Annotated in this window: 13 protein-coding genes; 1 reads left to right on the top strand and 12 read right to left on the bottom strand. The window is 31.5% G+C overall.

Features of this window, described 5'->3' with window-relative positions:
- Window positions 1-17 precede the first annotated feature (17 nt).
- From MBM09_RS14205 to MBM09_RS14245, 9 genes are all read right to left on the bottom strand, one after another.
- Window positions 18-1,328, bottom strand: coding sequence for an MFS transporter (locus tag MBM09_RS14205; RefSeq protein ID WP_238674379.1), 1,311 nt, complete (start codon window positions 1,326-1,328; stop codon window positions 18-20).
- Between the two features lie 45 nt (window positions 1,329-1,373).
- Window positions 1,374-3,509, bottom strand: a complete 2,136-nt coding sequence (locus tag MBM09_RS14210; RefSeq protein ID WP_238674380.1) for a glycoside hydrolase family 97 protein — start codon at window positions 3,507-3,509, stop codon at window positions 1,374-1,376.
- Between the two features lie 210 nt (window positions 3,510-3,719).
- Window positions 3,720-4,631, bottom strand: coding sequence for a hypothetical protein (locus MBM09_RS14215; protein WP_238674381.1), 912 nt, complete (start codon window positions 4,629-4,631; stop codon window positions 3,720-3,722).
- A 1-nt stretch (window position 4,632) separates the two neighbouring features.
- Window positions 4,633-5,967 carry a vanadium-dependent haloperoxidase gene (locus MBM09_RS14220; protein WP_238674382.1) on the bottom strand — a complete coding sequence of 445 codons (1,335 nt, stop codon included), beginning with the start codon at window positions 5,965-5,967 and terminating at the stop codon, window positions 4,633-4,635.
- 9 nt (window positions 5,968-5,976) lie between these two features.
- On the bottom strand, window positions 5,977-9,225 hold the full coding sequence (locus MBM09_RS14225) for a VCBS repeat-containing protein (RefSeq protein ID WP_238674383.1): 3,249 nt from the start codon (window positions 9,223-9,225) through the stop codon (window positions 5,977-5,979).
- Complete coding sequence (locus tag MBM09_RS14230) at window positions 9,218-12,580, bottom strand: VCBS repeat-containing protein (RefSeq protein ID WP_238674384.1); 3,363 nt, start codon at window positions 12,578-12,580, stop codon at window positions 9,218-9,220. Before MBM09_RS14230 ends, MBM09_RS14225 begins: the two co-directional genes overlap by 8 nt.
- Window positions 12,581-12,582: 2 nt before the next feature.
- A complete protein-coding gene (locus MBM09_RS14235) occupies window positions 12,583-15,885 on the bottom strand; it encodes a VCBS repeat-containing protein (protein ID WP_238674385.1) in 3,303 nt (1,100 codons plus the stop codon).
- A gap of 179 nt (window positions 15,886-16,064) precedes the next feature.
- A complete protein-coding gene (locus MBM09_RS14240) occupies window positions 16,065-17,627 on the bottom strand; it encodes a RagB/SusD family nutrient uptake outer membrane protein (protein WP_238674386.1) in 1,563 nt (520 codons plus the stop codon).
- Between the two features lie 14 nt (window positions 17,628-17,641).
- Window positions 17,642-20,743, bottom strand: coding sequence for a SusC/RagA family TonB-linked outer membrane protein (locus MBM09_RS14245; protein ID WP_238674387.1), 3,102 nt, complete (start codon window positions 20,741-20,743; stop codon window positions 17,642-17,644).
- Window positions 20,744-21,128: 385 nt separating this feature from the next.
- On the opposite strand from MBM09_RS14245, the gene MBM09_RS14250 reads away from it, so the two are divergent.
- Complete coding sequence (locus MBM09_RS14250) at window positions 21,129-22,160, top strand: LacI family DNA-binding transcriptional regulator (protein ID WP_238674388.1); 1,032 nt, start codon at window positions 21,129-21,131, stop codon at window positions 22,158-22,160.
- Here the strand turns inward: MBM09_RS14250 and MBM09_RS14255 are convergent.
- From MBM09_RS14255 to MBM09_RS14265, 3 genes are read right to left on the bottom strand one after another with little or no spacing between them, the layout of a single operon-like run.
- Window positions 22,150-23,031, bottom strand: a complete 882-nt coding sequence (locus MBM09_RS14255) for a carbohydrate kinase (RefSeq protein WP_238674389.1) — start codon at window positions 23,029-23,031, stop codon at window positions 22,150-22,152. The genes MBM09_RS14250 and MBM09_RS14255 overlap by 11 nt on opposite strands.
- Window position 23,032: 1 nt before the next feature.
- Entirely contained in the window at window positions 23,033-24,649 is a 1,617-nt protein-coding gene (locus tag MBM09_RS14260) for a glycoside hydrolase family 32 protein (RefSeq protein ID WP_238674390.1), read from the bottom strand.
- Window positions 24,639-25,964, bottom strand: a complete 1,326-nt coding sequence (locus MBM09_RS14265; RefSeq protein WP_238674391.1) for a sugar porter family MFS transporter — start codon at window positions 25,962-25,964, stop codon at window positions 24,639-24,641. The genes MBM09_RS14260 and MBM09_RS14265 overlap by 11 nt, the downstream gene beginning before the upstream one ends.
- Window positions 25,965-26,061: the final 97 nt, after the last annotated feature.

The raw sequence follows: 26,061 nt of genomic DNA on the forward strand, positions 1-26,061 counted from the left end.
TAATTTCTAATAAATTATTAATTGTAAACCGATTTCGATTCATTTAAACGGAAAGCCAGAAAAGCTGCAATAACAAAAAATACACCCGCAAATAACATGGCATTTATTGCATTATTACCTAATAAATATTTATAAATAGGACCAAAACTCAAAGTTTGTATAAACATTGGTATTACAATCATCATGTTTAAAATTCCCATGTAAACTCCTCTACGATCTTGCGGGACAATTTTAGAAACCATGGTATATGGAATTCCCATCATAGCTGCCCAACCTATACCAAATAAAACCATTGGTACTAATACCAAAGTTGGGTCTGAAATATAAGGAATAGCAAATAATGCTATTGCCGTACCTACTAAACTTAAAGCATATACTTTTTTACCTCCAAATCGAAGTGTTAATGGTACTAAAGCAAGCGCTACCAGCATAGTAACAATATTATAGGTTAAACTCATTTTAGCTGCTTGTGAAGCTGCTTCGGAAGTAGAATAACCCATTGTAAGTTTAAAAAGCGGGGTAGTAAATTGCCAGTAGATAAAAAGCGCATACCATTGAAATAAATACACTGCGCCTATTCTCCACATAAATTTAGGCATCTCTTTTATTGCTTCAATAATTTCTAAAAAAGGGGCAAGTATACGTTCGCTTTGTGGTAGCTTTTTAATTTTATTAATTTCTTCTAACTCTTCATCAGTTGGTGGGATTTCTGGTGTTTTAAAAACAGACCATAAGATGGTTGTTAAAGATAAGAACGCCCCAATGAAAAAGGAATAATATATCCATTGCGGAATAGTTCCAGCTTCTTCAACAGATTCTCCACCAAACAAATATTGAAATAAAACAATAGACCCATTAGCCAAAAGAATTCCAGCACCTACAAATAAACTTTGCATTTGATAACCAAGACTTAATTGCTTTTCTGGTAATTTATCACCCACAAAAGCTCTATAAGGCTCCATAGCCATATTATTCCCAACATCTAATATCCAAAGTAAACCTACTGCAAACCATAAAACTGGACTGTAAGGAAATGCAAATAAGCATAAACTACCTAATAAAGCACCTATTAAAAAATATGGTTTACGCCTTCCCCATCGGTTTGACCAAGTTTTATCAGACATGGCACCAATAATTGGCTGCACTATTAAACCCGTAACAGGTCCAGCAATATTTAATATAGGCAACATATCTTCCGGAGCACCTAGATATAAAAATATAGGATTAATGGCTGTTTGTTGTAAGCCAAAGCTATATTGGATTCCTAAAAATCCAACATTCATATTTAGAATTTGCCAAAAAGTTAATCTTGGTTTAGTTAATTTCATGTCTTAAAAAAGTGGTTAGTTAGTTTAGTTGTTATAATGGTATTACTATTCTTGCAAAATGCTAATAGCAAACCCGCCTCCCGGAGCAAGCTTTATATCTAAAGTGGATGTTTTTGTTAATTCTAATTCTTCTATTGAATAATCTTGAGGATTTTCATTCCAATGTGCATTTGGTCCATCTTTGTAAAGTCTAGCCTTATAAGTTTTACCTTCATCCAGAAAATCAAAAGTAATGGTTTCTATTCTTTCATTTTCATCGGTTATTCCACCAACAAACCAATTACTAGTTTCTTTTTCTTTTCGGGCAATTGTTACAAAATCTCCAACTTCACCACTTAAAACCTTTGTTTGTTCCCAATCTACACCAACATCTGTTATAAATTTAAATGCAGGATGCACTTTACCATCAAGTATATAATGCTCTGGCAAATCGCAAGCCATTTGAATTGGACTATAAATAACTACATAAAGTGCTAATTGATGTGCTAATGTGGTGTTAACTTGATTGTCTTTTTTATACTCATCAAACTTAATATTGAATACACCCGGTGTAAAATCTATTGGTCCAGATAACATTCTTGTAAATGCAACTACAGACAAATGATCTGTTGGATTACCGCCATCGCTTGCCCAAGCATTAAACTCTTGTCCTCTTAACCCTTCTCGTGCAATCGCATTTGGATAAGTTCTACGCTTTCCAGTAGCTTTAATTGGCTCGTGTGCATTCACTGCTATTTTCTTTTTGGCTGCTTCTTCTAAAACTTTATGATAATGATTTACCATCCATTGACCATGATGATATTCCCCTTTAGGAATGATTTTTCCAACATACCCTGTTTTAACTGAATTAATGCCGTTAGCTTTCATAAAATCGTAAGCTACATCCATTTGTTTTTCATAAGTTCTTGGAGCTGCCGATGTTTCGTGATGCATAATCACTTCAACACCTTTTTCTTTTGCGTAAGCCATAACCTCATCAAAATCATAATCGGAATAAGGCGTCATAAAATCGAAAACCCCTTCTCTATCATCGGTATTTATCCATTGATCCCAACCCGTATTCCAACCTTCAACAAGTAATCCTTTAACACCATTTGCTGATGCAAAATCAATATATTTCTTTGCATTTTCTGTAGTTGCACCATGACGAGAAGTTCCCACTTTACCTGTTGTAAATGTATTCATATCTTGACTTCCTTCAAGATCCCAAGTAGATTTACCAATATGCATTTCCCACCATATGCCAACATATTTCATTGGTGTAAAATAACTAACGTCTCCTATTACGTTTGGATCATTTAGGTTTAAAATAAGTTTAGACTCTATTAAATCACCTGCCTTTTCAGCTATTTGAATAGTTCGCCAAGGTGTATTAAATGGGGGGCTTACTTTTGCTTTCCCCTCTAATCTTTCTGATCCAACCAGTTCGCTTACCATGTCTAAGTTTTCGTTATCAACTTTTAAGGTCATTCCAGCATAATTGGTTAAATCTGCCTCATGAAAACTTAAATACAAACCATCATCAGTTTTCATAGTAACTGGAGTATTTACAGCATTTTCAGGAATATATGTTGCATTTAAATTCGGGTGATTTTGTTTTGAAAGTGCATCAATCTCAGAAAACTTAGTTTCGTTATAAAGATGCTCATAAAGATCCCAATCACCAGGAATCCACCATACTTTATGGTCGCCTGTTAAATTGAATTCTGTGTTTTCGTCAGTTATTAAAACTTCTTTTAAATTATCTTGTTCAGGAAACTCATATCTAAAACCCAAACCATCATCATAAACTTTAAAATGAATATTTATAAGTCGTTTTGTTTCGGATTCCTCTTGAAGATTAACAACTAGTTCATTATAATTATTTCTTACATCAATTTGTTCTCCCCAAGGCATTTGCCATGTTTCATCTGCTGTTCCTGTTGTAGAATTTAAAATTTTAAAGTTATCCTTTAAAGCGGGTAAATCTTTAAAATCAAAACTCATAAAAGATGTATCTATAACCGTTTTGTTTTTATGTTTTACCAAATACATAGGTTGACCTGTAGTTGACAGTGCAAACTCAACTGAAATATTACTATCTGGTGAATTAACGGTAAAACTTGTTTCGGCTTTTGTACATGAACTTAAAACCAACAATAAAAGAACTAAACTATTTAAATAAAGACTTATTTTTTTCATGGTATGAAGTTAAATAATAAAACTAATTTTTAATTCATTCTTATTTATAAACAGCAGCTGCTTAATAAGTGAATCTTACTAATTTCTTTAAATTTTATTGTAATTTACAATTTTAGGAACATAATGAAGTAGTATTTAATCGAAAACGTTTTCGAAAGCTACTTAAATTCACAAAATCTGGATATCAATCTGAATGTTTTATCAAAAAAATCAGTCTGTAATTCCCATATAAACTTCAGCAACCCATTCAAGGTCATTTCCTCCTGCATGAGGGTCGTTAAGAAAGAATTCAACAGGTAATTTATCTATTTTAATATTGTTGACTTCTGCATAATTAATTATTTTATACCAAGCCATATGCGAAATTTTGTAATTACCATTAAAAATGGTTTTTAACACTTCTCTTTCTTTAGTTTGTTTAAAAAACACTTGGTCTGTTTTTGGATATGAATTTGTTTTTTGAATTGGAAAACAAAAATTAAATGAAATACTATCTTTTACAATATCCCAATTAGTAACCTCAACAAAAGGACTACCGGTTATTTGAATATTATTACCCTTAATATAATTCATTATTTTAGGAATATTTCTAACCATTGTACTAGCTTTACCTTCAGTTGAAGATTGTAAAGGGATATAAGCACAGTATCTTGTTGGTATTTTATCGCGTGTTACATCTGAAATTTTATAATTCTTCTTATTTAACAAAAGTGTTTCTGAAAAATTTTTTACTACAGAAATACTCTGTTTAACAAACGTATTATTAGTAAATGGAACTTGTAAATTTTGCTTAAAACTGTTTTTCTCATCCTTAATTTTTGCAATCACAAAAGTTGAAGAATCGTTTTTCTTTTTTAATTCCCAATTGATTTTAAAAACTGAATCACCAACCATTAAACTTTGAGAAATTTGATTAAACGGAGTTTGGTTTAATGTAGTAACCACTTTATTATTTGGTAATTGCCCATTATTCCATTTTGTTAAACCATGATATACAATTCCTTGAGGTTGATTAATTGTAAAAGTTATTCTATAATTATAATCTTTAATAACAAAATACCATATACCAACTACGATTAATACTATAGGCAGTATAAACTTTAATGACTTTAATCTAAACATACTAATTTTTCATTTTCAACTTATCAACTACTAAATTCCCTACTTTTTTACCTTGGCCAATACCAACTTCTACAGCCGCTCGGTAGTGAATACCTCCATACATTCTACTTATTGCAGCTTCTTCTGCTGCTTTATTAAACGATTGAAAAGATCGAATAGGTAATCCGTAACGTGTTTCTGTATCATCTAAAAAGCTAAAATTATCACCAAATATATCCGTTAAAACAGTTGCAGATGCTCCAGAAACAACTGAATGTCCACTGGTATATTCTGGAAAAGGAGGCGTTTGTAAAATAGGTTTCCACTCATCATCAAAATGATTATTAATTAAAGTTTCAGGGCGCACCAAATTACTTCTGTATTTTTCATCCCAACAACTTATAAAAGCATCAGCAATAGCTATTGATGTTTTTGTATAAGCGAAAAGTGTTTTATCAAAATCTGCTTTGTCCGTTTTACATGCAATTTTTGTAATACCTATCCAATGTGCTCCTGGAGTAATTTTTTTAGTTGCAAACATTAAATGTCCACGAGTTACAGACACATATGGGTTACAATCCCAAAATTGAGCGATTTCAATTTCTTCTGATTCATCACCTTCTTTTGTAATTCTTAAACTCGTGTCATAAACCTCTTTTAGCTCTTTATAGAAATCTGAATTCTCATCCATTGAATATTTTGGAGGTGGAATTGGTTTAAATTGTGCTGATGAATCGAGTAAAAAAGGTCGAATTTTACTCCAATGTGGTTCCAAACCATCCATATAAGTTGGTGGTGTTGGCTGCCAACGTTCTTCATCATCAGAATCTACTCTAAACTTAGACATCGTTCTAGTTTGAGCGTAATTATCTTTGTTCATCCACTTTGTAATAGAATCTGAAACTTCTAAACCATATGCTTTTGATGCTTCAAATTGAGATGAATTTTTTGATTTCCAAACTTGGTATAAACTGTCTCTAAATTCTTCAATAACATTTTCAGAAAAAATCAATTTTTTACTCATCTCCATATGGGCAACTAAAGCAGCTAATTGATAATTAATTTTTTTTGAAGTATCTGCTTTTGGTATTCCATTAAAATGCTCAATTTGTCCTGCTAAAGAATTATAATCAGGATTTTCTTGAGCTATAATTTCATAGGCAGCGATGTTTGGGTATACAAAAACTCTACTAGCAACTGGTGGAGAAAATATATCATGAACCATAACATCTACAACTTTATCTACAGATTTATGAAACTCATCTGTTGTAACCACTATAGGTTGAGAATTATCTTTGCAAGCTATTACAGAAACCATTAAAGCAACTAAAAGCAAGGGTGTTTTATTCAATTTCATAATTAAAAATTAATTTGTTAGCTCATAAACTTGAGCTTTGTAGTTATTAATTGTTACTAATAAATGTGGTTTACCTTTTAAGGTTATTATATTTAAATGTCTTATTGATTTTTCACTAAAATCTAAACCTAAACTGTTACCTAATAAAATTTCGTTTTCGCTTTTAATTAGCGCTCCAGGAAAAGAATCAAACCTACCATGAAAAGGTGTTACACCAAAATAGTTTCCACCAGCTAAAACATCTTCTTTTCCATCTGCGTCAAAATCATATTTTACAAAAGCAGTGATTGGTGAAACCTGTAATTCATTTTTAAAAGGTATAAATGTAAATTTACTATTGTCGTTTTTTAAGTATCCAGATTTAAGTTCGTCAACCTCAAGAATAACTGCCTTTTTTAAAGTTTCTTTATCAAAAATTTCTTCAATAGATTTTCCTGCAAAATCTTTATAAGTTGTAAATTTCTTTTTTAAACTCACTATTTGGCCAGCTAATTCATCTAACCCTAAAAGCGGATAGTACTTGCCGTTTTTAAATGTACAAACTATGCTCTCTGTACTGCCGTTACCATCAAAATCTGCATAGTACATTTTCATGGCGTGCTCTTTTGAAGCTTTAAATTTTGAGTTGTTTCCCCAGTTACCCAACAAATAATCTGTATCTCCATCTCCATCCATATCAAAAGGCGTAATTTGTTGCCAAAGCCCGTTTAATTTAGAATTTAACACATTTTCTTCAACAAAATTTCCATTGTTATTTTTTAGGAATTTTGGACTCATCCATTCTCCCACTAAAATTAAATCAATATTTCCATCGTTATTAAAATCTTCCCAAACAGCATCGGTTATCATTCCTATTTTTTCAAAAACATCATTTTGAACTACTGAGAAATTACCATTGTCATTTTTTAACAAATAAGAATCTGGTATGTTTCCAAAATCGTTAGAAATAGTATTGCTTCCAATAAACACATCTAAATCACCATCATTATCAAAATCCGCAGTTTTAATAATTGAAGCATTTTCGTAAAATTCTGGTAATGTTTCATTTTCAAACCCTTCAAGTGTTTGTTTATAATACGTATCAAGAAGAGGTTTCATTTTATTTGAAAAATGCGCTCCACCTGTTCCTACTAACAAATCATTTCTTCCATCTTTATTAAAATCTGAAATCACAGCAGTGACATCCTCATTTATAGAATCTTTAGCAATATCATTTATTCTTTGCTCAACATAAATAGAATCTGATTGGAAAAATATTTTTGAAGGTTTGTATCTTGAACTTCCAAAGTAAATATCGTCTTTACCATCGCCATTTAAATCACCAATTGCTAATGCTGGTCCTCTATCTGAAACTTGGTAAGGAATAAGTTTTTGTCGATTAAAATCTATAAAATTATCTTCTTCATGAACAAAATCAACTCCTGTTTTGTCTGTTAATTTAAAAAGAGATTTAGGTGTGTTGTTTAGAGTCTCGTAATTGAATGGCTTAGTGTTTTCTGGTGAAATATTAAGCGTTTGATTTACCTGAACATCTTTTAAAATTTGATACGTTTTATTTGGCCAAACCACTTTAATTGAATCTACTTTTTGAGAAGTACCTAACCCAAAATGAATTGTAGGTTCTGAAGAGGCTTGAAAACCTCTAACAGTGTACAACTCTTTGTATTGCAATTTACCATTGTTATAAGCGTAAACTTTAGTCCCAATTCCAAAGGCATTAGGCTTATTGTAATTAAACTTAATTTTTAAATAATTGGCTTTATTATTTGTTTGGTTAACATACAATGCTACTTCATCATTTAAATTATTAACTATCACATCTAAATCGCCATCATTATCTAAATCGGAAATTGCGGTAGCACCAGACACAAAATTATCTTTTTCCATCCATTGACCAGACATATCTTCAAACATTAAACTTTCTGAGCCTTTAAAGATGACATTATGTGTTCTACCAGAAGGCATCATATTAAGAGCTTGTTGGTCTACTAGTTTTGTATTGTCTATTTTCTTTTGAATTTGATCGTTTGAAGCAAACTTGATGAAATCTAAATTATTAGGGCGTTTTGGTATACCATTAGAAATGAATAAATCCTGCTCGCCATCTTGATTATAATCTGCGAATAATGCACTCCAACTCCAATCTGTTGCAGCCACACCACTCATTAAAGCTGTTTCTAGATAATTAGCATTTTGCTGATTTACAAAAAGCATATTTCTAGTAAACTGATAATGGTAACCGTACTTTTCTGTTCGTAGTTTTTGTACTTGGATATTATCATCGCCTTCAGATGATTTTAAAACCGTTTCGTCTTCAGGCAACATATCTAAAGATATAATGTCTGGCCAACCATCATGATTAATATCTGCCACATCATTACCCATTGAGAAACGAGAAGTATGACCAAAATAATCTTTTAGTTTTTCTGAAAATGTACCGTCTGTGTTGTTTATGTAATAATAGTCATCTTCATGAAAATCGTTACCCACAAAAATATCTGGAAAACCATCTTGATTAAAATCTGAAATTGCAATACCTAAACCATAACCATTAACACCACCATAAATTCCAGCTTCTTCACTTACATCTGTAAATACACCATTATCATTTCTTAGTAACTTATCACCTGTTTGGTAGTTTCTCTTGAATCTTAAATCGGCTTTTCCAAAGGATTCTGGTGTATGAATGGCGTGATTTAAAAGATACAAATCCAAATCGCCATCTAAATCATAATCTAAAAAAGCAGAGGATGAACTATAAGATTCATGATCGAGTTGGTATTTTGCAGCACTTTCTGTAAAAGTCTCATCACCATTGTTTATGTATAACTCATTAAAGCCATTAAAGCCATTTAAACCAACTACGGCACAAACATAAATATCCAATAATCCATCGCCATTTACATCACCCATAACCGCTCCTGTATTCCAGGAACTGTTACCTTGAATTTTCGCTTTTTCTGAAATGTCTTCAAACTCTAAATCGCCTTTATTTAAAAACAACTTGTTTTTAACCTGATTTCCTGAAAGAAAAATATCTGGTAATCCATCATTATTAATATCTCCTACTGAAATACCTCCTCCATTATAATAATAGAGATAATCTAAAATATTTAAATCGTTGGTTTCAGAAATTACATTAGAAAATTTGAGTCCTGTTTTATCTGAAGATGGGTTTTTAAACAATAAATCTTCCTTCTGGTTACAACCAAAGATTAATATAGTCAGTAAAAATGTATGTGTTTTAAAATTATTCATTTATCGAAAATATCTTTGGTTTACTATCATTAATTGCAGCAATAACATACGTTTTGCCATCTTTATCTTTAAATTGTTTTAGGTGCTTTATCTCGTCACTTATTGCAAAACCACTAGTATTATAATCTTGCCATTCAAAATTAAAATCGCCTTTATTAATTAAAACATTACCTAAATTGGCGTCAAGACGAGAGTATTGTGGTTTAAACTCAAAGTTATTACCTCCCATAATAATATCTACGTTTCCATCATTATTTATATCGGTACATGTAATACCGCAAACGCATGACAACTGTACTCTACTCGGAAGTTTTTTAATACTGAACTGACCATTACCATTGTTTATTGCAACAACAGTTTCGGTTGTACTACTTTGTTTTTTTATGGCGTTGTCTATTATTTCTTTAGAAAACAACTCATTAATTGTTCTTTTAGCGTATTCTGAAGCTTTTAAATTCTCCTTTTTAAGTTTAACCATTTGAGCTGTAAGCTCCTTTTTCATGTGAACCGGATAATCTTTACCATCAAAATCTCTGGTAACAATTTGTTCTATTGTTCCGTTGTTATCAAAATCATTTACCCACATTCTCATTGGGTGCTCTTTTGTTGTTCTATATGTTGTGTTTTCTCCTTGATTTCCAAAAACTAAATCTAAATCGCCATCATTATCAAAATCTGCAGCTTCTAGAACACCCCACATACCACTCATTTCATCTAATGAAGAATCCATTTTTGTTAATCGCCTGCCTGTGTTTCTAAATATTTTAGGCGTGTCCCATTCAGATACTGTTATGAGATCCTTTTTACCATCTCCGTTTATATCTGCCCAAATAGCATTAGTTACCATACCTGCATTTTTTAAATCGTATGCTAAACGCTCAGTAGCATCACTAAATGTTCCATCTCCATTATTTTCAAGAAATAAATGATTTGGATTAACACCATAAGTACCAACTACACTTCTGGAACCAACAAATACATCTTCATCTCCATCGTTATCAAAATCATTGGTTACTATAACTGAAATGTTTTTGTTTGTTTTAGGTAAGTAATTTGGTGATAAACTAAAAACACCTTTTCCGTTATTTAAATACAACCTCGGTTTATAATTATTTTCTTCACCTACTTCGTTTCCTCCAGAACCAACAATTAAATCTAAATCTCCATCTTTATCGGCATCAAAAAAAGTTGCTGCAGTATCCTCTAAATTTGCATCTTCAACAAAAGCTTTTTGAGGTAATAATTTAATATTTCCATTACCTAAATTTAAGTATAGAACTCCTTGTTGATCTTTTGCGCCACCAATGTAAAAATCTTCATTCCCATCGCCGTTAACATCGCCAACTGCCAAAGCTGGACCTTCTTGAGAAAGCATTTTAGGAATTAACCCTTCGTGGTCAAAATCGGAATACTGGTTTTCTTTATGTGCCAAAAACTTAGTATTTGGTAATTCTGCCAATAGTGTTTTTTTCTTTTCAAGCTTAAAAGGTTTTTGAGTGTCTTTAGCGTCATCTAAATTTAGAGTTAAAACCTGATTCACTTCAATATTTTCTAATTTTTGAGTTTTGTCATTAGGCCAAATTACACGAAGTGAATCTATAGTTTTTACTTCTCCCAAACCAATAGTCATAGTATAATCTACCGAAGATTGAAACCCTCTAGATGGAACTTGTTCTTGTACCACAATATTATCTTCATAATAGAGTTTTATGGTGCTGCCAATTGCAAACGGATTTGCTTTACTTCCTTTTAGTTTTATTCGAATATGGTTATTGTTAGTAAATGTTTCAGAATTATTTTTATAAACATAAGCATCCATATTTACGTTATTAATGACTAAATCTAAATCGCCATCATTATCTAAATCGGCATAAGCAGCACCATTAGAAAGTGTTGGCGTTTCAAAACCCCAATCTTTATTGGCATTGCTAAATGTAATGTCTTTGTTGTTTCTGTAAGCATAGTTTGGTTGCGGACGAACTGGCATCTTTTTAATAATAGAATCGATAGCTTCTTTTTTTCCTGTTAATGCCATTTTTTGAATGATATCATTGGCAAAAAAATCAACAAAATCTAAATCGGTTAAATCATGATTAACTCCATTTGTTATAAAAATATCTCTAAAGCCATCGTTATCCATATCAAACAATAAACCTGCCCAACTCCAATCTGTTGCAGCAACTCCACTATAGTAAGCTGTTTCAGAAAACGTATTATTTCCATTATTTATTTGAAGTGTATTTTGTATGTACTGCTGATGAAAGTCTTTACTTTGTTTTAGCTTGAATACGTTATAACCTTCAAAGGTCATCACCGATTTAACGCGTTGATCTCCTTCCGGAAGCATATCTGTTATAAAAATATCGATGTTTCCGTCGTTGTTTATGTCTGCCATATCAACACCCATTGCAGATAAGCACAAATGCGATGTCCAATCTTTTATTTCTTCTGTAAAAGTTCCATCTTGTTGATTAATGTATAGATAATCGCGTTCATAAAAATCGTTAGACACATAAATATCTGGGTATAAATCTCCATTTATATCGCTTATCATAACTCCTAAACCAAAACCGATAAGACTTCCATAAATTCCTGCTTCTTCGCTAACATCAACAAATTTTCCATTATCGTTTCTTAATAGCATGTCGCCTACACCTCTAAAAATTTCTGGTACATTTTCCCAATCTTGGGCTCTCTTATCACGTTGTTCGGCATAACCTAAACTACTTACTGGTATATTACTATTGTTTAAAATATAGGCATCTAAATCGCCGTCTTTATCATAATCGAAAAATGAAGCATGTGTAGAAAAACCCGTTTTTGCTAGATTATATTCTTCTGCTTTCTGGGTAAAGGTTAAATCTCCATTATTTATATATAAGTCGTTATCGTGATTATTACCCTCTAAATTCCCAGCATTACTTACATAAATATCAAGCAACCCATCTTGATTAATATCTACCATAACAACTCCTGTAGACCATGGTTTATTACCAACAATTCCTGCTGACTCTGAGATATCCTCAAACTTAAAATTTCCTTTATTTAAAAAGAGTTTATTTCCTTCCATATTTGCAGTAAGGTAAATATCTGGAAGTCCATCATTATTTATATCGCCAATAGCAACTCCTCCTCCATTATAAAAATTTCGATATTTAAAAATATTGAAGTTTTTTTGATTTACTACTTTGTTTACAAAGTTAATACCTGTTTCTGCAGGACTCATTAAGGTAAATAGCGTTTCTTTTTTATTATCAACTTCTGTTTTTTCCTTCTTATCAGATTTACACGAATTAATAAAAACTGCTAAACTAAAAAGCAGCAAAAAATTAAACTTTGTTAATCTCTTTTTCATATTTATTTACTTTTCTTTAAAAAAATTGGAGTGTCATTATTTCTTGAAACTATGAAATAGATATTATCATTAATTTCTATTTTTTCAATGTTTCTAGCGGGTCCTGAAATATCAAATTGCTGATTTTCAATTTCATGAAAAAATCCTTCTTTGTCATTTAGCAAAAGACTCCCATGCGAAGCGTCTAATTTACCTAAATGTGTACTAATTTCGTAGTTATTACCTACTAAAAGTATATCTAAAAAACTATCGTTATTAAAATCATCAACAAACATATCATTTACAGTTGATACTTGTGTCATTAAAGGCAATTGGTGTTTTTTGAAAGTATTATTTCCTAGATTTTCAAAATAACAAGATGCTAGTTCGTAAACGTGTTTTTTGTAAGCACTTTTAATTTTATCTGAAGGTAATAAGTCGTTAAACTTTGCATTTGCAAAATTTTGATACGACAGGTATTTTTTATTTAAAAGTGGAATTTGTTTTACAAGCTCATCTTTAGATGAGAATGTAGTTTCCTGGTTTTGATAAAAGTAAGTCACAATTGGATCTATAGTTCCGTTATCATCAAAATCATTACTGTACAATGTTATTGGCTCCTCGTAAGAAGCTTTAAGTCTTGTGTTTAAACCCCAATTTCCTGCAACAATATCTAAATCTCCATCTTTATCAAAATCTGCAACTTTTACTGAGTTCCACCAACCGTTGGTATTTTCAATATTACTTTTTGTTTGAAGGTGTAATTTTTTCCCATCGTTTATAAAAACACTTACTGGCATCCAATAGCCAACTGCTATGGCATCTAACAATTTATCATTATTTAAATCAACCCAAACAATGTCTTGAACATTTCCTATATTTTGAAATTCTTCACCAAACATAGTGCTTACATTAGTAAAATTTCCTTTTCCATCATTTTCAAAAATGTATTGCTTTGGTGTTATTCCAAATTGCCACGGAAGGAGGTTTGAAGTGATTACAATATCTAAATCTGAATCATTATCAATATCAACCGCTTTTACTTTTGATGCATTAATTTCAATATTATCAAACTGAGTGGTATCTTTTACAAACGACCCATTTTCATTAAAATAAAGCCTTGGCTGTATAGGTTTACCTCTTTTAAACTCATTACCTCCACTTACTACAAGTAGATCCTTAAAACCATCTCCATTTGCATCAAAAAATGCAGAACTAATATCTTCACTTATCTCATCAACTAAAAACAATTCCTCTTGAACAGATTGAAACTCGCTTTCATTTATCTGAAGTAGTAGCTGACTAGATTGTTTTTTTCCTCCACAGACAAAAACATCTTCTAATCCATCGTTATTAATATCAGCAACAGAAACACTTGAACCCAGATTTGTACTTGCATAAGGTACAAGTGGATCTCTATTAAACTCAATAGAGCTATTATCTTTATGTTTAAAATTGAAAAGTGATGGTATATTTAATAAGCAAGAATTAGTCTTATTTATAGGAAGCTTGTAATAATTTCCTTTAGCATTTTCTATTGCAACGGTAATTTCCTGATTAATTGCAACGTTTTTAATGGTTTGATAAGCACCATTTGGCCAGATTACTTGTAAAGAATCTATTCTTGTAGTTTCACCTAAACCTATATAAACTTTTGGTTCTACTGATGATAAGTAGCCTCGAGTTGTATAATTTTCATTTGCATTTACTTTATTGTCTTTAAAGGCGTAAACTTTTGCTCCAATACCATTAGGATTGTTTTTAGCACCTTTAAACTTCACTTTTAAGTAAGTGTTTTTAATACTATCTTTTACTAATGTATTTTCTAAAATAAAAGCTGTTTCGTTTACATTATTCACAACAATATCTAAATCCCCATCATTATCAAAATCTGCATAACCCGCTCCATTACTAAAAGAGGTATTGTTGTCTAGCCATTTTTTGGAATAATCATCAAACGTATTATTACCATTGTTTTTAAAGAAATAATTCTGAATTTTCTTTTCGGGAATTTTATTAATTAAAGCTAGCTCATCTTCGGTTAGTTTACCATCAAGTTTCTTTTGAATTTCTTCATTAGAAATAAAGCTAATAAAATCCATATCATTTGTTGCTCCTAAAATACCATTTGTAATATAAATATCCTTTTCACCATCATTATCAAAATCTGCAACTAAAGGACTCCAAGACCATTCTGTAGCAGCAATTCCACTTAAATAACCAACCTCATTAAAATTTCCGTTACCTGCATTAACATGAAATGTGTTCTGCATAAATTGAGGCGAATACCCATATTTTAAATAAGACTCGTAAGTTTGATACGGATATTCTAATCCTGAAGTCTTATAGGTTTTGATATCCTCTGGTAACATATCTAATGAAATGATATCCATAAGACCATCATTATTTAAGTCGTTAACTGCATTTCCCATTGAAAAATGCGTGGTATGACCTAACTTTGACTTATCTGCTGAAATAATTTCTTTAAACGTTTTATCTTTTTGGTTGATATATAAATAATCATTCTCAAAAAAATCATTACCTACATAAATGTCTGGATAACCATCATTATTTACATCACTTACAGAAACTCCTAGACCATAACCTATTGTTCCCTGAAAAATCCCTGATTGATTGGAAACATTATGAAATATTCCATTTTTGTTTTCGTATAGTTTGTCTCCAGATAAAGAATCGACACCATTTCTTTTTCTACCATTTCCATAATTTCTATTTGGATGCACCGAATGGTTTAAAAGAAACATATCAAGGTCGGAATCTAAATCGTAATCAAAAAAAACGGCTTGGGTAGAATAGCCTTTAAAATCTAGTCCATATTTTTTAGATTCTTCTTTAAAAAAAGGCTTCCCATTTTTGTTACCTTGATTTACAAATAATAAGTTTGAATCTGTTTTATCATCAAAAATTGATGCTGTTTTACAAACATAAATATCTAAAAGACCGTCATTGTTAATATCTACAGTAGCAACACCTGTTGTCCATCCTTTACTATTGTTTATCCCTGCCTGAGTTGTAACATCTTTAAATTTGAAACCTCCTAAATTAATATAGAGTTTATCATCTTTTTGATTTGATGTGAAGTAAACATCAATCAATCCATCATTATTAAAATCTCCTACAGAAACACCTGCCCCATTATAAAAATACAAATATTTTAAAATGTTAAATTCAGGAGTATTTGATAAATTATTTGTGAAATCTATTCCTGTCTCTTTTTCGTTTAATTGATTAAAAAGCGTTTCATTCTTATTACAAGAATAAAACAATAAAAAAAACACAATGAATATTTTATTCAAATTCAACATTCTTTTTTATAGCATTTAAATTCTTGCGTAAAAATTATTGACAAGAAACACGCAATTTAGAATTATAAATTGAAGCTTTTAATTAATAAAAGTTTAAAAAGATTAATGAAAAGTTAATAACAAAAAAAAGAAGGAGATAAATCTCCTTCTTTTAAACTTTTAAATACTATTTCTTTTTATTAGTACCCTGGATTTTGTGTTAAATTAGGGTTAGATAAAAGTGCTCCTGCTGGAATTGGGAAAAGATTTTTTGTTTCGTCACCTACAGCATCTGGGTTTTTAAACTCCCAATCTTTTGTAAATTGTCCAAAACGTACTAAATCATTTCTTCTCCACATTTCTTTATAAAACTCTCTACCTCTTTCATCAATCATGTCTGACTCTGTTAAAGAACCTAGTGGAGTTGCACCTCTTAGAGTACGTAATTCATTAACCATTGCTAGTGCATCACCTCCAGTAGCTCCACGCATAATAGCTTCAGCTTTCATTAAATGAGCATCAGCATATCTAAACATAATCTCGTGACTCGTAAATGATCCATTTACAGGATGATACTTAATAGTTCTAATACCTGTTGCATCATTATTACCTACTAGCCCAGGAAAATCACGTGTAAACTCTAAATCTTGACCTGCTCTATTTTTAAGAACTGTTCCGTCTTCATTATATTGCTTTCCAATTAAGAAACCATAACCAATTCCTAAGTTAGTCATATCTGCATTTGAAGCGTCAGGAACCCAACCTCTTCTTTCTTCTTGACCAGCTCCAACATAGTTGTTATCTGGTGCACCTTCGAATAAATCGTAGAATTCAGATAAGGTAGTAAAACCGTTCCAACCTCCACCTTCATTATCTGGGGCGTTGATATTGTAGTGCATACCATTCCATATTCTATTACCTACACCTGTTGGTAACCACCAGATTGTTTCATTATCTGCATCTTGTTTAAAAATATCGAAATAACCAGACTCTAAAGCAAATCCTTCTGCAGCAATTTCATCAACTAAAGCTACAACTTGATTCATATTCCCAGCATCTGCAGATCCTGTTCCATCATATACATGAGCATTTAATAACAATTTAGCTTTTAAAAATCTAGCCGCTGCTTTTGTTCCTCTTTTAAGGTCGTCACCACTACCAGCAGAAGCTGCAGGTAATCCAGCAATTGCTGTATCTAAATCTGACAACGCTAATGCTAATGCATCAGTTCTACTTAAAACTTCAGGATTTATTTCTGGTCCTTCTCCTGGATTTCTAAAAGGCACTTGTCCAAAATTATCCATAATAATATATATAGCATAAGCTCTAATAAAGCTAGCATGTGCAGCTTGTTCAGCATTAGCTCCACTAGCTGGGTCAAGAATCTCTGATGCTCCAAAAATTGTTGAATTCCAGTTATTCCATGCCGCTAAAATATAATTGTGATTCGCATCCCAACTATGTGTGTGTAATGTTCTCCAAATACCATTATCACCCCAGTCTGTTCCACGAGTAGGTATTAATAATTCATCTGTAGAAACTTCTGAAATTGCATAAATATTTGCCTGATCTCCTACTCTGTTTAATCCGTTGTAGGCATTATCAATAGATGCATCAACATCACTAACTCCTGGAAAAGCTCCACTTTCTGCTGGCGGATTAATAATGGAGTCTGTACCTTCTATTTCGAGATCGGTACATGATGCAATAAATATTGTTAACAAAGGCAACAATACATATTTTTTAATTTGTTTTGTTTTCATAATTCTTCTTTTTTTTAAAATGTTGCTCTTAATCCTAATGTAAAAGTTCTAGGTCTTGGGTATCCAGACCAGTCAATACCAGCCGTAGGTAGATTGTTTAATAAATCTGCTCCTGCTGGATTTACACTTACTTCTGGATCCAACCCACTGTAATCTGTGATTAATAATAAGTTTTGACCTGTTAAAGACATTCTTAAACTTTTAAAAGTTCCTTCTCCACTTAATGGAAAGTTGTATCCTAGAGTTGCATTTTGTAATCTAATAAAGTCTCCTTTTTCTAAAAATCTTGTAGATACTGATGCAGCTGCAGATCCAGATTCCCCATTACCTATCACATCTTGTGTTACGTTTCTTCCACCTGCAATTGAACCTGCTGTAAAGAATGCATTCTTTGTATTGTTATATACATGATAATCAAACTGACCATTAAAATAAGCTGATAAATCCCAGTTCTTATATGATAAACTGGTAGATAAACCTGCTAATACATCAGGCACAGCATCTTTTCCAACAAAAGTTTGAACATCACCAATTGGCTGACCATTTGAATCAAAACCTTCAAATTCTCTCAAGAAATACGAAAATAATGGGTATCCTCCTGCTAAAATTTGCGCATAAGCTCCTGTTAAACCTTGTCCTCTAATCGTACCTGCCTGAATTAAACCTCCAAAATCCTGCAATTCATTTTCATTGAATGACATGTTGTAAGACATATTCCAGTTAAAATCTTCAGACTGAATAATATCGTAAGCTATCATAAATTCAACACCTTGATTTAATATAGTACCATCTAAATTAGTAAAGAAGAATGGCTGTGGAGATGGTTGAGCAGCTTGAATTTGTAATAAGAAATCTGTAGTTTCTTTTCTATACACATCAATACTACCAGAAAGTCTGTCATTGTTAAAACCAAAATCAAGACCAACATTATATGATGTGGTTTCTTCCCACTTTAATGAAGGATCAGCGAACGATACTGAATTAGTACCAGGTATGTTTAAATCACCCCCATTTTGTATTCCTTGAGTGCCATATCTAGTACGGTTCACAAAGTTACCATAACCAATACCCTCTTGATTACCTGTGATACCAGCTCCTAGACGAAGTTTTAAAGTAGAAACCTTATCTCCAATAAAATCTTCTTCATTTATTTTCCAAGCAAATGCTCCAGAAGGGAAGTAACCATATTGATTATCTCCACCAAAACGAGATGAACCATCAGCTCTAAATGTTGCAGTAAATAAATATTTATTTGCAATGGTATAATTAACTCTACCGAAGAACGATTGTAATTCATCAGTATTATCAAATCTATCAGCAAAAATTGAATTCACTGCTAAGCTTGGTGCATTAATATTATCTGTTGCAATAGCTGGAAATAATCTGTTTACAAAAACTTGAGATAGATTTGACCCAATACCATATTGTTGATACGGACCACTTATACGGCTTTCAATAGCATTTGCAGAACTTCTTATATCATCCACCATTCCCGTAAGGCTAGATGTGTTGAACCCCCAAGCATTGATATTAATTCCTTCTCTTCTAAAATCTTGGAATGAATAACCAACAAGAACATCTAAATTAGAATTATCAAATTCTTTTTTATAATTTAAAGTTAATTCCATTAACTTACTTTCTGTATCCAGATTATTTATTCCTCCTCGACCATTACCTAAAATACCTGTAGAATACCCATAAGTATCACGAGATATTACAGCTGATCTTGATGATCTTGAACTATCGTGCCCTAAATTCAACTTAGCTGAAAACTCTGAAGAGAAATCATAGTTAAGAGATGCGTTAAATAAGTTTCTATTTGTATCTGTTAAACTTTCGTAGTTTGCTAATACGTTAGCTGGACTTGGGTTTGAACCTGGATCAAATAATGGATCGTTAGGCCATGTAGGATTAGCAGAATATGCCATACCTAATAAATCTCCTCTAAATCCACCACTACCAGTTACCATAGGTGCTTCTTCATCAATAGCACTCATAGTTGCCTGTAAATTAACGGTTAATTTATCATCTAAGAAACGATGTAACCAATTAACTCTACCCGTTACACGTGTTAAAGATGAATTAACAACAACACCTTGTTGATCGCTAAAACTAAATGTACCTCTAATGTTACCTTTACCATAGTTTTTAGAATATGATAAATTTTGATCGTTAGAAACAGAAGATCTTGTTACTACATCTTGCCAATCTGTATTCGCACCAGCATCAACAGTAGCAGGATCACCTCCATAAGAAGCATAAGCACTTAAATATTGATCTCTGTCTAATAAATCATACTCATCTGCTGGAGAGCTAAAACTTAAAGATGAATTAAACTCCCAAACACCTTCTCCACCAGCTTTACCTGTTTTGGTTGTAATTATTACAACACCATTTGCACCTCTTGAACCATAGATAGCTGTAGAAGATGCATCTTTAAGTATTGAAATACTTTCGATGTCATTAGGATTTAAAAAACTTAATGGGTTACTTGATTCACTTGTTCCACCTTCACCACCTGTAATATCAGCACCACCAGCAGAAATAGATTCACCTCCTAAAGGCACGCCATCTACCACAAATAATGGATTATTGTTTGAACGTACAGAATTTGTTCCTCTAATACGGACATTAATACCTCCACCTGGTTCACCACTAGTTTGAGAAATTTGTACACCGGCTGTTTTACCTTGAATTAGTTGCTCTGGAGATGAAATTACACCTTTCTGAAAATCTTCTGAAGTAACAGAAGCAACAGCACCAGTAGCATCTTTAACAGTAGTTGTACCATAACCGATTACAACAACCTCATCAAGAACACTAGTGTCTTCTTCAAGTAGAACATTAATGGTTGATTGTCCATTCACAGCGATTTGTTGCGTGGCATACCCTAAGAAGCTGAACTCCAGAATTGCGTCTGCTGAATCAACATCTAAAGAATATTTACCATTAAAATCTGTTTGAGTTCCTGTAGTTGTTCCTTTTACAATTACATTAACCCCTGGTAGAGGACCTGAAACATCGGAAACAGTGCCTGTTACTGTTTGCGCATAAATAAAACTTCCTAGTAGCATAGCTAAAGGAAGCAAAAGCTTTTTTAGTAATTTGTTTTTCATATTGAGTTTAGTTAATAATTAATTTGTTAATTAAATGACATTTATATAGGTAGTGTTAAAATGCTGTTAATTTAATTACGAATTTTACATTTTATAAAGATATAAAAAAATAATCAACATAAAAAAGTCTATTTTTTTACCGAAATCGTTTTCGATGATTATTATTATACTAATAATCTTACTTTTTTATTAATATAAATAAAATCTAATTGATTAGTAATTAGGTTTTAAATGAAATTAATCCTCATATATTGTTAATTTAATAGTGTATTACCCATAATCAATGACACTGGATTAAAACTCTGTTAACATTAAAAATATTTTTTTTATAATTAGCTTTTAAGATAAATTTACTTTTTTTCGATATAAATTTTAAATTTTAGCAATGGCAAAAGTTACTTTAAAAGTAATAGCAAATACATTAGGGCTTTCAACCTCAACAGTTTCAAAGGCTTTAAAAAATTATTCTGACATTAATCCAGAAACCAAACTAAGAGTTCAAAAATTAGCTAAAGATTTAAATTACACCCCTAATGCTTTTGCCCAAAGCTTAAAAAGCAAAGGCTCTAAAATTATTGGACTTTTAGTTCCAGATTTAGTACATCATTTTTTTTCTAGTATTATAAATGGGGTTATTAATGAAGCTGAAAAACATGGCTATTTAGTAATTGTTCTCCAATCTTATGAATCCTATGAAGATGAAAAAAAACAACTAAAATTACTTGTTGATAAAAATATTGATGGTATTTTACTTTCGCTTTCAGATAAGACAATTAAATATGATCATATTAATAGTATAATTAGTGAAGGCATGCCAGTAGTTTTATTTGACAAGGTTTCCCAGCTCATTGATTGCCCAAAGGTTATTATAGATGACAGAAAAGCAGCTTTTGACGCGACAGAACACCTCATAAAAACAGGATGTAAAACCATTGCCCATATAACTGGTCCGTTAAAACCTAAAACTACCATAGATAGATATATGGGATATAAAAAAGCTCTAGAGAAATATAATATACCTTTTGATAAATCTTTAATTTACACAAGCGAAAATCTATCTTATGAAGATGGTTATAATTTAACAAGTAAAATAATTAATGACCACCCAAAACTTGATGGTATTTTTGCATTTATAGACCCTGTTGCCATAGGAGTTCTTAACAGTTTAAGAGACATGAAAATTAAGGTTCCCAAACAAGTTTCTGTAATTGGTTTTAGCAATTGGTTTATGTGTAAAACAACCTCACCTACTTTAACTACTGTAAACCAACCTGCATATGAAATAGGTGAAAGAGCATTTCAACTTCTTTTTGAAAATTTAAATAATATAGAACAAGGAAAAGCTATAACATCAAAAATTGTTGAAGTACCAACTAATATTGTTTTTAGAAATTCTACAAAGAAAATTATTGATTGATAATAAAATCTATATCACTAGTTTTAATTTTTGGATTAGCACCATCCTTAGAAGCCACTAAAGCACCAACAGCACAAGCGTAGTCAATAGATGTTTTCGGATTATTATTTTTAAGTATTCCATCAATTAAAGTTGCAAGAAACGAATCTCCTGCACCTACGGTATCTTTTACAGCAACCTTGTAACCTGAGCTCTTAAAAAAAGTATCATTAGTATAAAATACCGCGCCATTACCGCCTAATGTTACACAGATGTGTTCTGTATTCGTTTTTTTAGAAATGAATATTATATTATCTTCTAAATCTTCTGATTTGAAATTATAATACTCACAAATCTCCAACAATTCTTCATCATTAAATTTTATAAAATCAGCAACATTCATAAGTTTCTCTAAAAGACTCATGGTATAATGTGGCGCTCTTAAATTAACATCAAAAACTTTAAAATTTGCTAATTTCAGAAGACTAAAAAGTGTATTTCTCGAAACTTCATTTCTGGTTATAAGGCTTCCAAAAATAAAAGCACCAGCCTTTTTTACTATTTCTTTTGTTGAATCTCTTAATTCAATATAATCCCAAGCACAAGGAAACTCAATATTATAAGAAGCAGATCCATTTTTATCTAAAACAACTTTAACATGACTTGTTTTAAACGCTTCATTTACCTGTACTTCTTGACTTGTAATAGCATTTTCTTCAATAAAATTTATGATTTCCTTTCCATCTGAATCGTTACCAACACTACTAACTATATTTACATGATTACCAAAAGAATTTAATCTTAAAGCCACATTTAATGGCGCGCCTCCAATTTTTTTATAATTATGAAAAACATCCCATAAAACTTCTCCAAAACAAACAATTCTAGACATTTTATTTAAATTTAAATTCTTGAATATTTAAATTCTCTATGCTGAAAGTTTCATCATTTGAAATTATAGAAAACATTTCTAGTGGTTGTTTAGGAAAAAATAATTCTGTCATTACTGTTTCACCCTCATTATAAAAAACTTCTACTGATGTTTTATCTAATACAATTTGAACTTTAAGCTCTTGAAGGTTTTTAGATGCTTTTACCTTGGAAATTTTTGAAGCAAATTTTTCAGAAAAATCTACTTCACCAGAATTTTGTCTGTTGATAAAAAACTCGTTTTCTAAATTGTTTAACCCTAAAGAAAGAGTGTCACCTACCTTATTAAAAAAAAGTAAACTATACTTTTCCTTTTTTAAATCTTTCAATTTAAATCGAAGGTTTAATTTTGCAAAATTAATATCAGATTTATTTAATAAGCCTTCAATTTCGTTACTGTTTATTGAATCTTTCTGGATATTTTTTGAAGCATAACTAAACAACTCATTAACTGGTAAACTTTGTAAATTAAACCCATATTCATTCTTTTTAAGTTTTAGTTCTCTAGCAGTAGTCATTGAACTTCTCCATTTAAAAGTAGGTACATCTCTAGCATAATCCCAATTAGACATCCAACCTATAAATAGTCTCCTACCATCAGATTTCGGAATATTCGACCACGTAACTCCTGCATAATTATCACGCCCATAATCAAGCCACACAGCATTTTTATCTTGTAATTGACCTGAAAATCCTTCATCAAGTATAAATCTTGTTCCATCAAAATCTCCCACAAAGTATTGAGTTGCACTACCTCCATTGGGTCCACCTGGGTTAATACTTACTATTAATACCCATTTAATTTTATCGCTACCATCAACTTGTATTGGAAATAAATCTGGACACTCCCAAACTCCTCCGTGAGCACCTAAATTTTCTCCAAACTCTGATTCAAACGTCCAATCTTTTAAATTAGGAGAACTGTAAAACATAATTTTATTTCCAGCTGCCAACGACATAATCCATTTATTAATTGTCTCATCCCAAACTACTTTTGGATCTCTAAAATCTTTAATACCAGGATTAGGAATTACTGGGTTTTCTTCATATTTCGCCCAAGTCATTCCTTCATCTAACGAGTAAGCTATCGCTTGACTTTGAAAATCAATTTTACCCGCTTTTTCACCTTCCATATTATGATAAGTAAAAATGGCTATTACAGGAGTAACACCGTCTTTTCCAAAACCTGAAGTGTTATTTTTATCTACTACGGCACTTCCAGAAAATATATAGCCTAAATCGTCTGGATACAACGCAATTGGCTGTTCTTCCCAAGTAACCATATCTTTACTAATAGCATGACCCCAATGCATAGGCCCCCAAACATTTCCATCTGGGTAATATTGAAAATATAAGTGGTATTTGCCATTTAAGTAAAACATGCCGTTAGGATCGTTCATCCAATTAGCTTTGGGTGTAAAATGAAAATTAGGCCTATATAATGTTTCCTCTTTTTGACTTTCTTCTGAAATAACTAATTCAGTATCATTTTGGGTTTTATTTTGTTTACAACTTGTAGTTGCAAAAATTAAAGCTACTGTAAGGATAAATAGTGTGTAATAATATTTTTTATTTTTCATCTCGTATCAATTTTTTACTTAATTCCTCAAGTGATATACCTTTTGTTTCTGGCATCATAAAAATTACAAATAATAGTTGGAAAACCATCATGATAGCAAATATCATAAAAACAATTCCAGCACCGATAGTTGAGAAAAGCACAGGTACCAATGATGGTATTATTGCAGCTAACACCCAATGGGTTGATGTACCAAAAGATTGCCCACTTGCTCTTAAATGATTTGGGAATATTTCAGAAATGTATACCCAAATTATTGCTCCTTGCCCTATAGCGTGCGATGCTATAAACATAAACAGAAAAATAGGTACTGCTAAACCTTCCCAATCTAAAAAGAATGCCATAGAAACCAAGCTTAAAGAAATTATATAACCTATAGAACCTATGTACATTAATACTTTTCTTCCTAGCCTATCTATTAAAAACACACCTAATAGTGTAAATAGTAAATTGGTTAATCCAATACCTATACTACTTAATAATGCGGTACTTTCTCCTAAACCTGCTTCTTCAAAAATTCTTGGAGCATAATACAAAAAGGCATTTATTCCTGAAAATTGATTGAACATAGCTACAAGAAAAGCAAGCATCAAAGGAAAACGATATTTTTTCATGAAAATATTTTCCCCTGATGTATGACTTTCGCTTTCTGTTTTTATGTCTTGCATTAACTTTTGAACATCACCATCTGGATTTATAATTTTAAGAACCTCTTTAGCTTCTTCATTTCTGTTTTTAGAAATTAACCACCTTGGACTTTTAGGAACGGTAAAAACAAGTATGGTGTAAATTAGAGCTGGAAAAGCTTCAACACCAATCATCCATCGCCATGCATTTTCACCTACATTTCTAAGTAAATAATTTGATAAAAATGCTATTAGAATTCCTAAAACAATATTGAACTGATAAAGTGCTACTAGTCTACCTCTATCTTTTGCTGGAGAAATCTCTGAAACATACGCAGGTGCTGCAATAGTTGAAGCTCCAACACCTACACCGCCTAAAAATCTAAAAAATGCAAATGTATAAGGGTCATTTACTAGAGCAGAACCTACTGCCGAAATAAAATAAAATAATCCAATCCAAATTAAGGTTTTCTTTCTACCAAGTCTGTTTGTTGGTATACCTCCAAACAAAGCTCCAATAACTGTTCCCCATAATGCCATTGCCATAACAACAGAACCATGAAAAGCATCAGATGATCCCCAAAGTGCTTGTAATTTTTTATCTGCCCCAGAAATTACTACAGTATCAAAGCCAAAAAGAAAACCTGCTAAGGCTGCAGTAATAGACCATATTAAAATTTTATTATTCATAATTAGTTTAGTTAGTTTTAAATTGGTTATGAAAAATAATCAAACATCAAGACTTTTTGTTAATTTTAAGTAATTAACTTATAATTAGAGTTCTAAA

The sequence above is a fragment of the Flaviramulus sp. BrNp1-15 genome (genome assembly GCF_022259695.1).
Lineage (GTDB): Bacteria > Bacteroidota > Bacteroidia > Flavobacteriales > Flavobacteriaceae > BrNp1-15.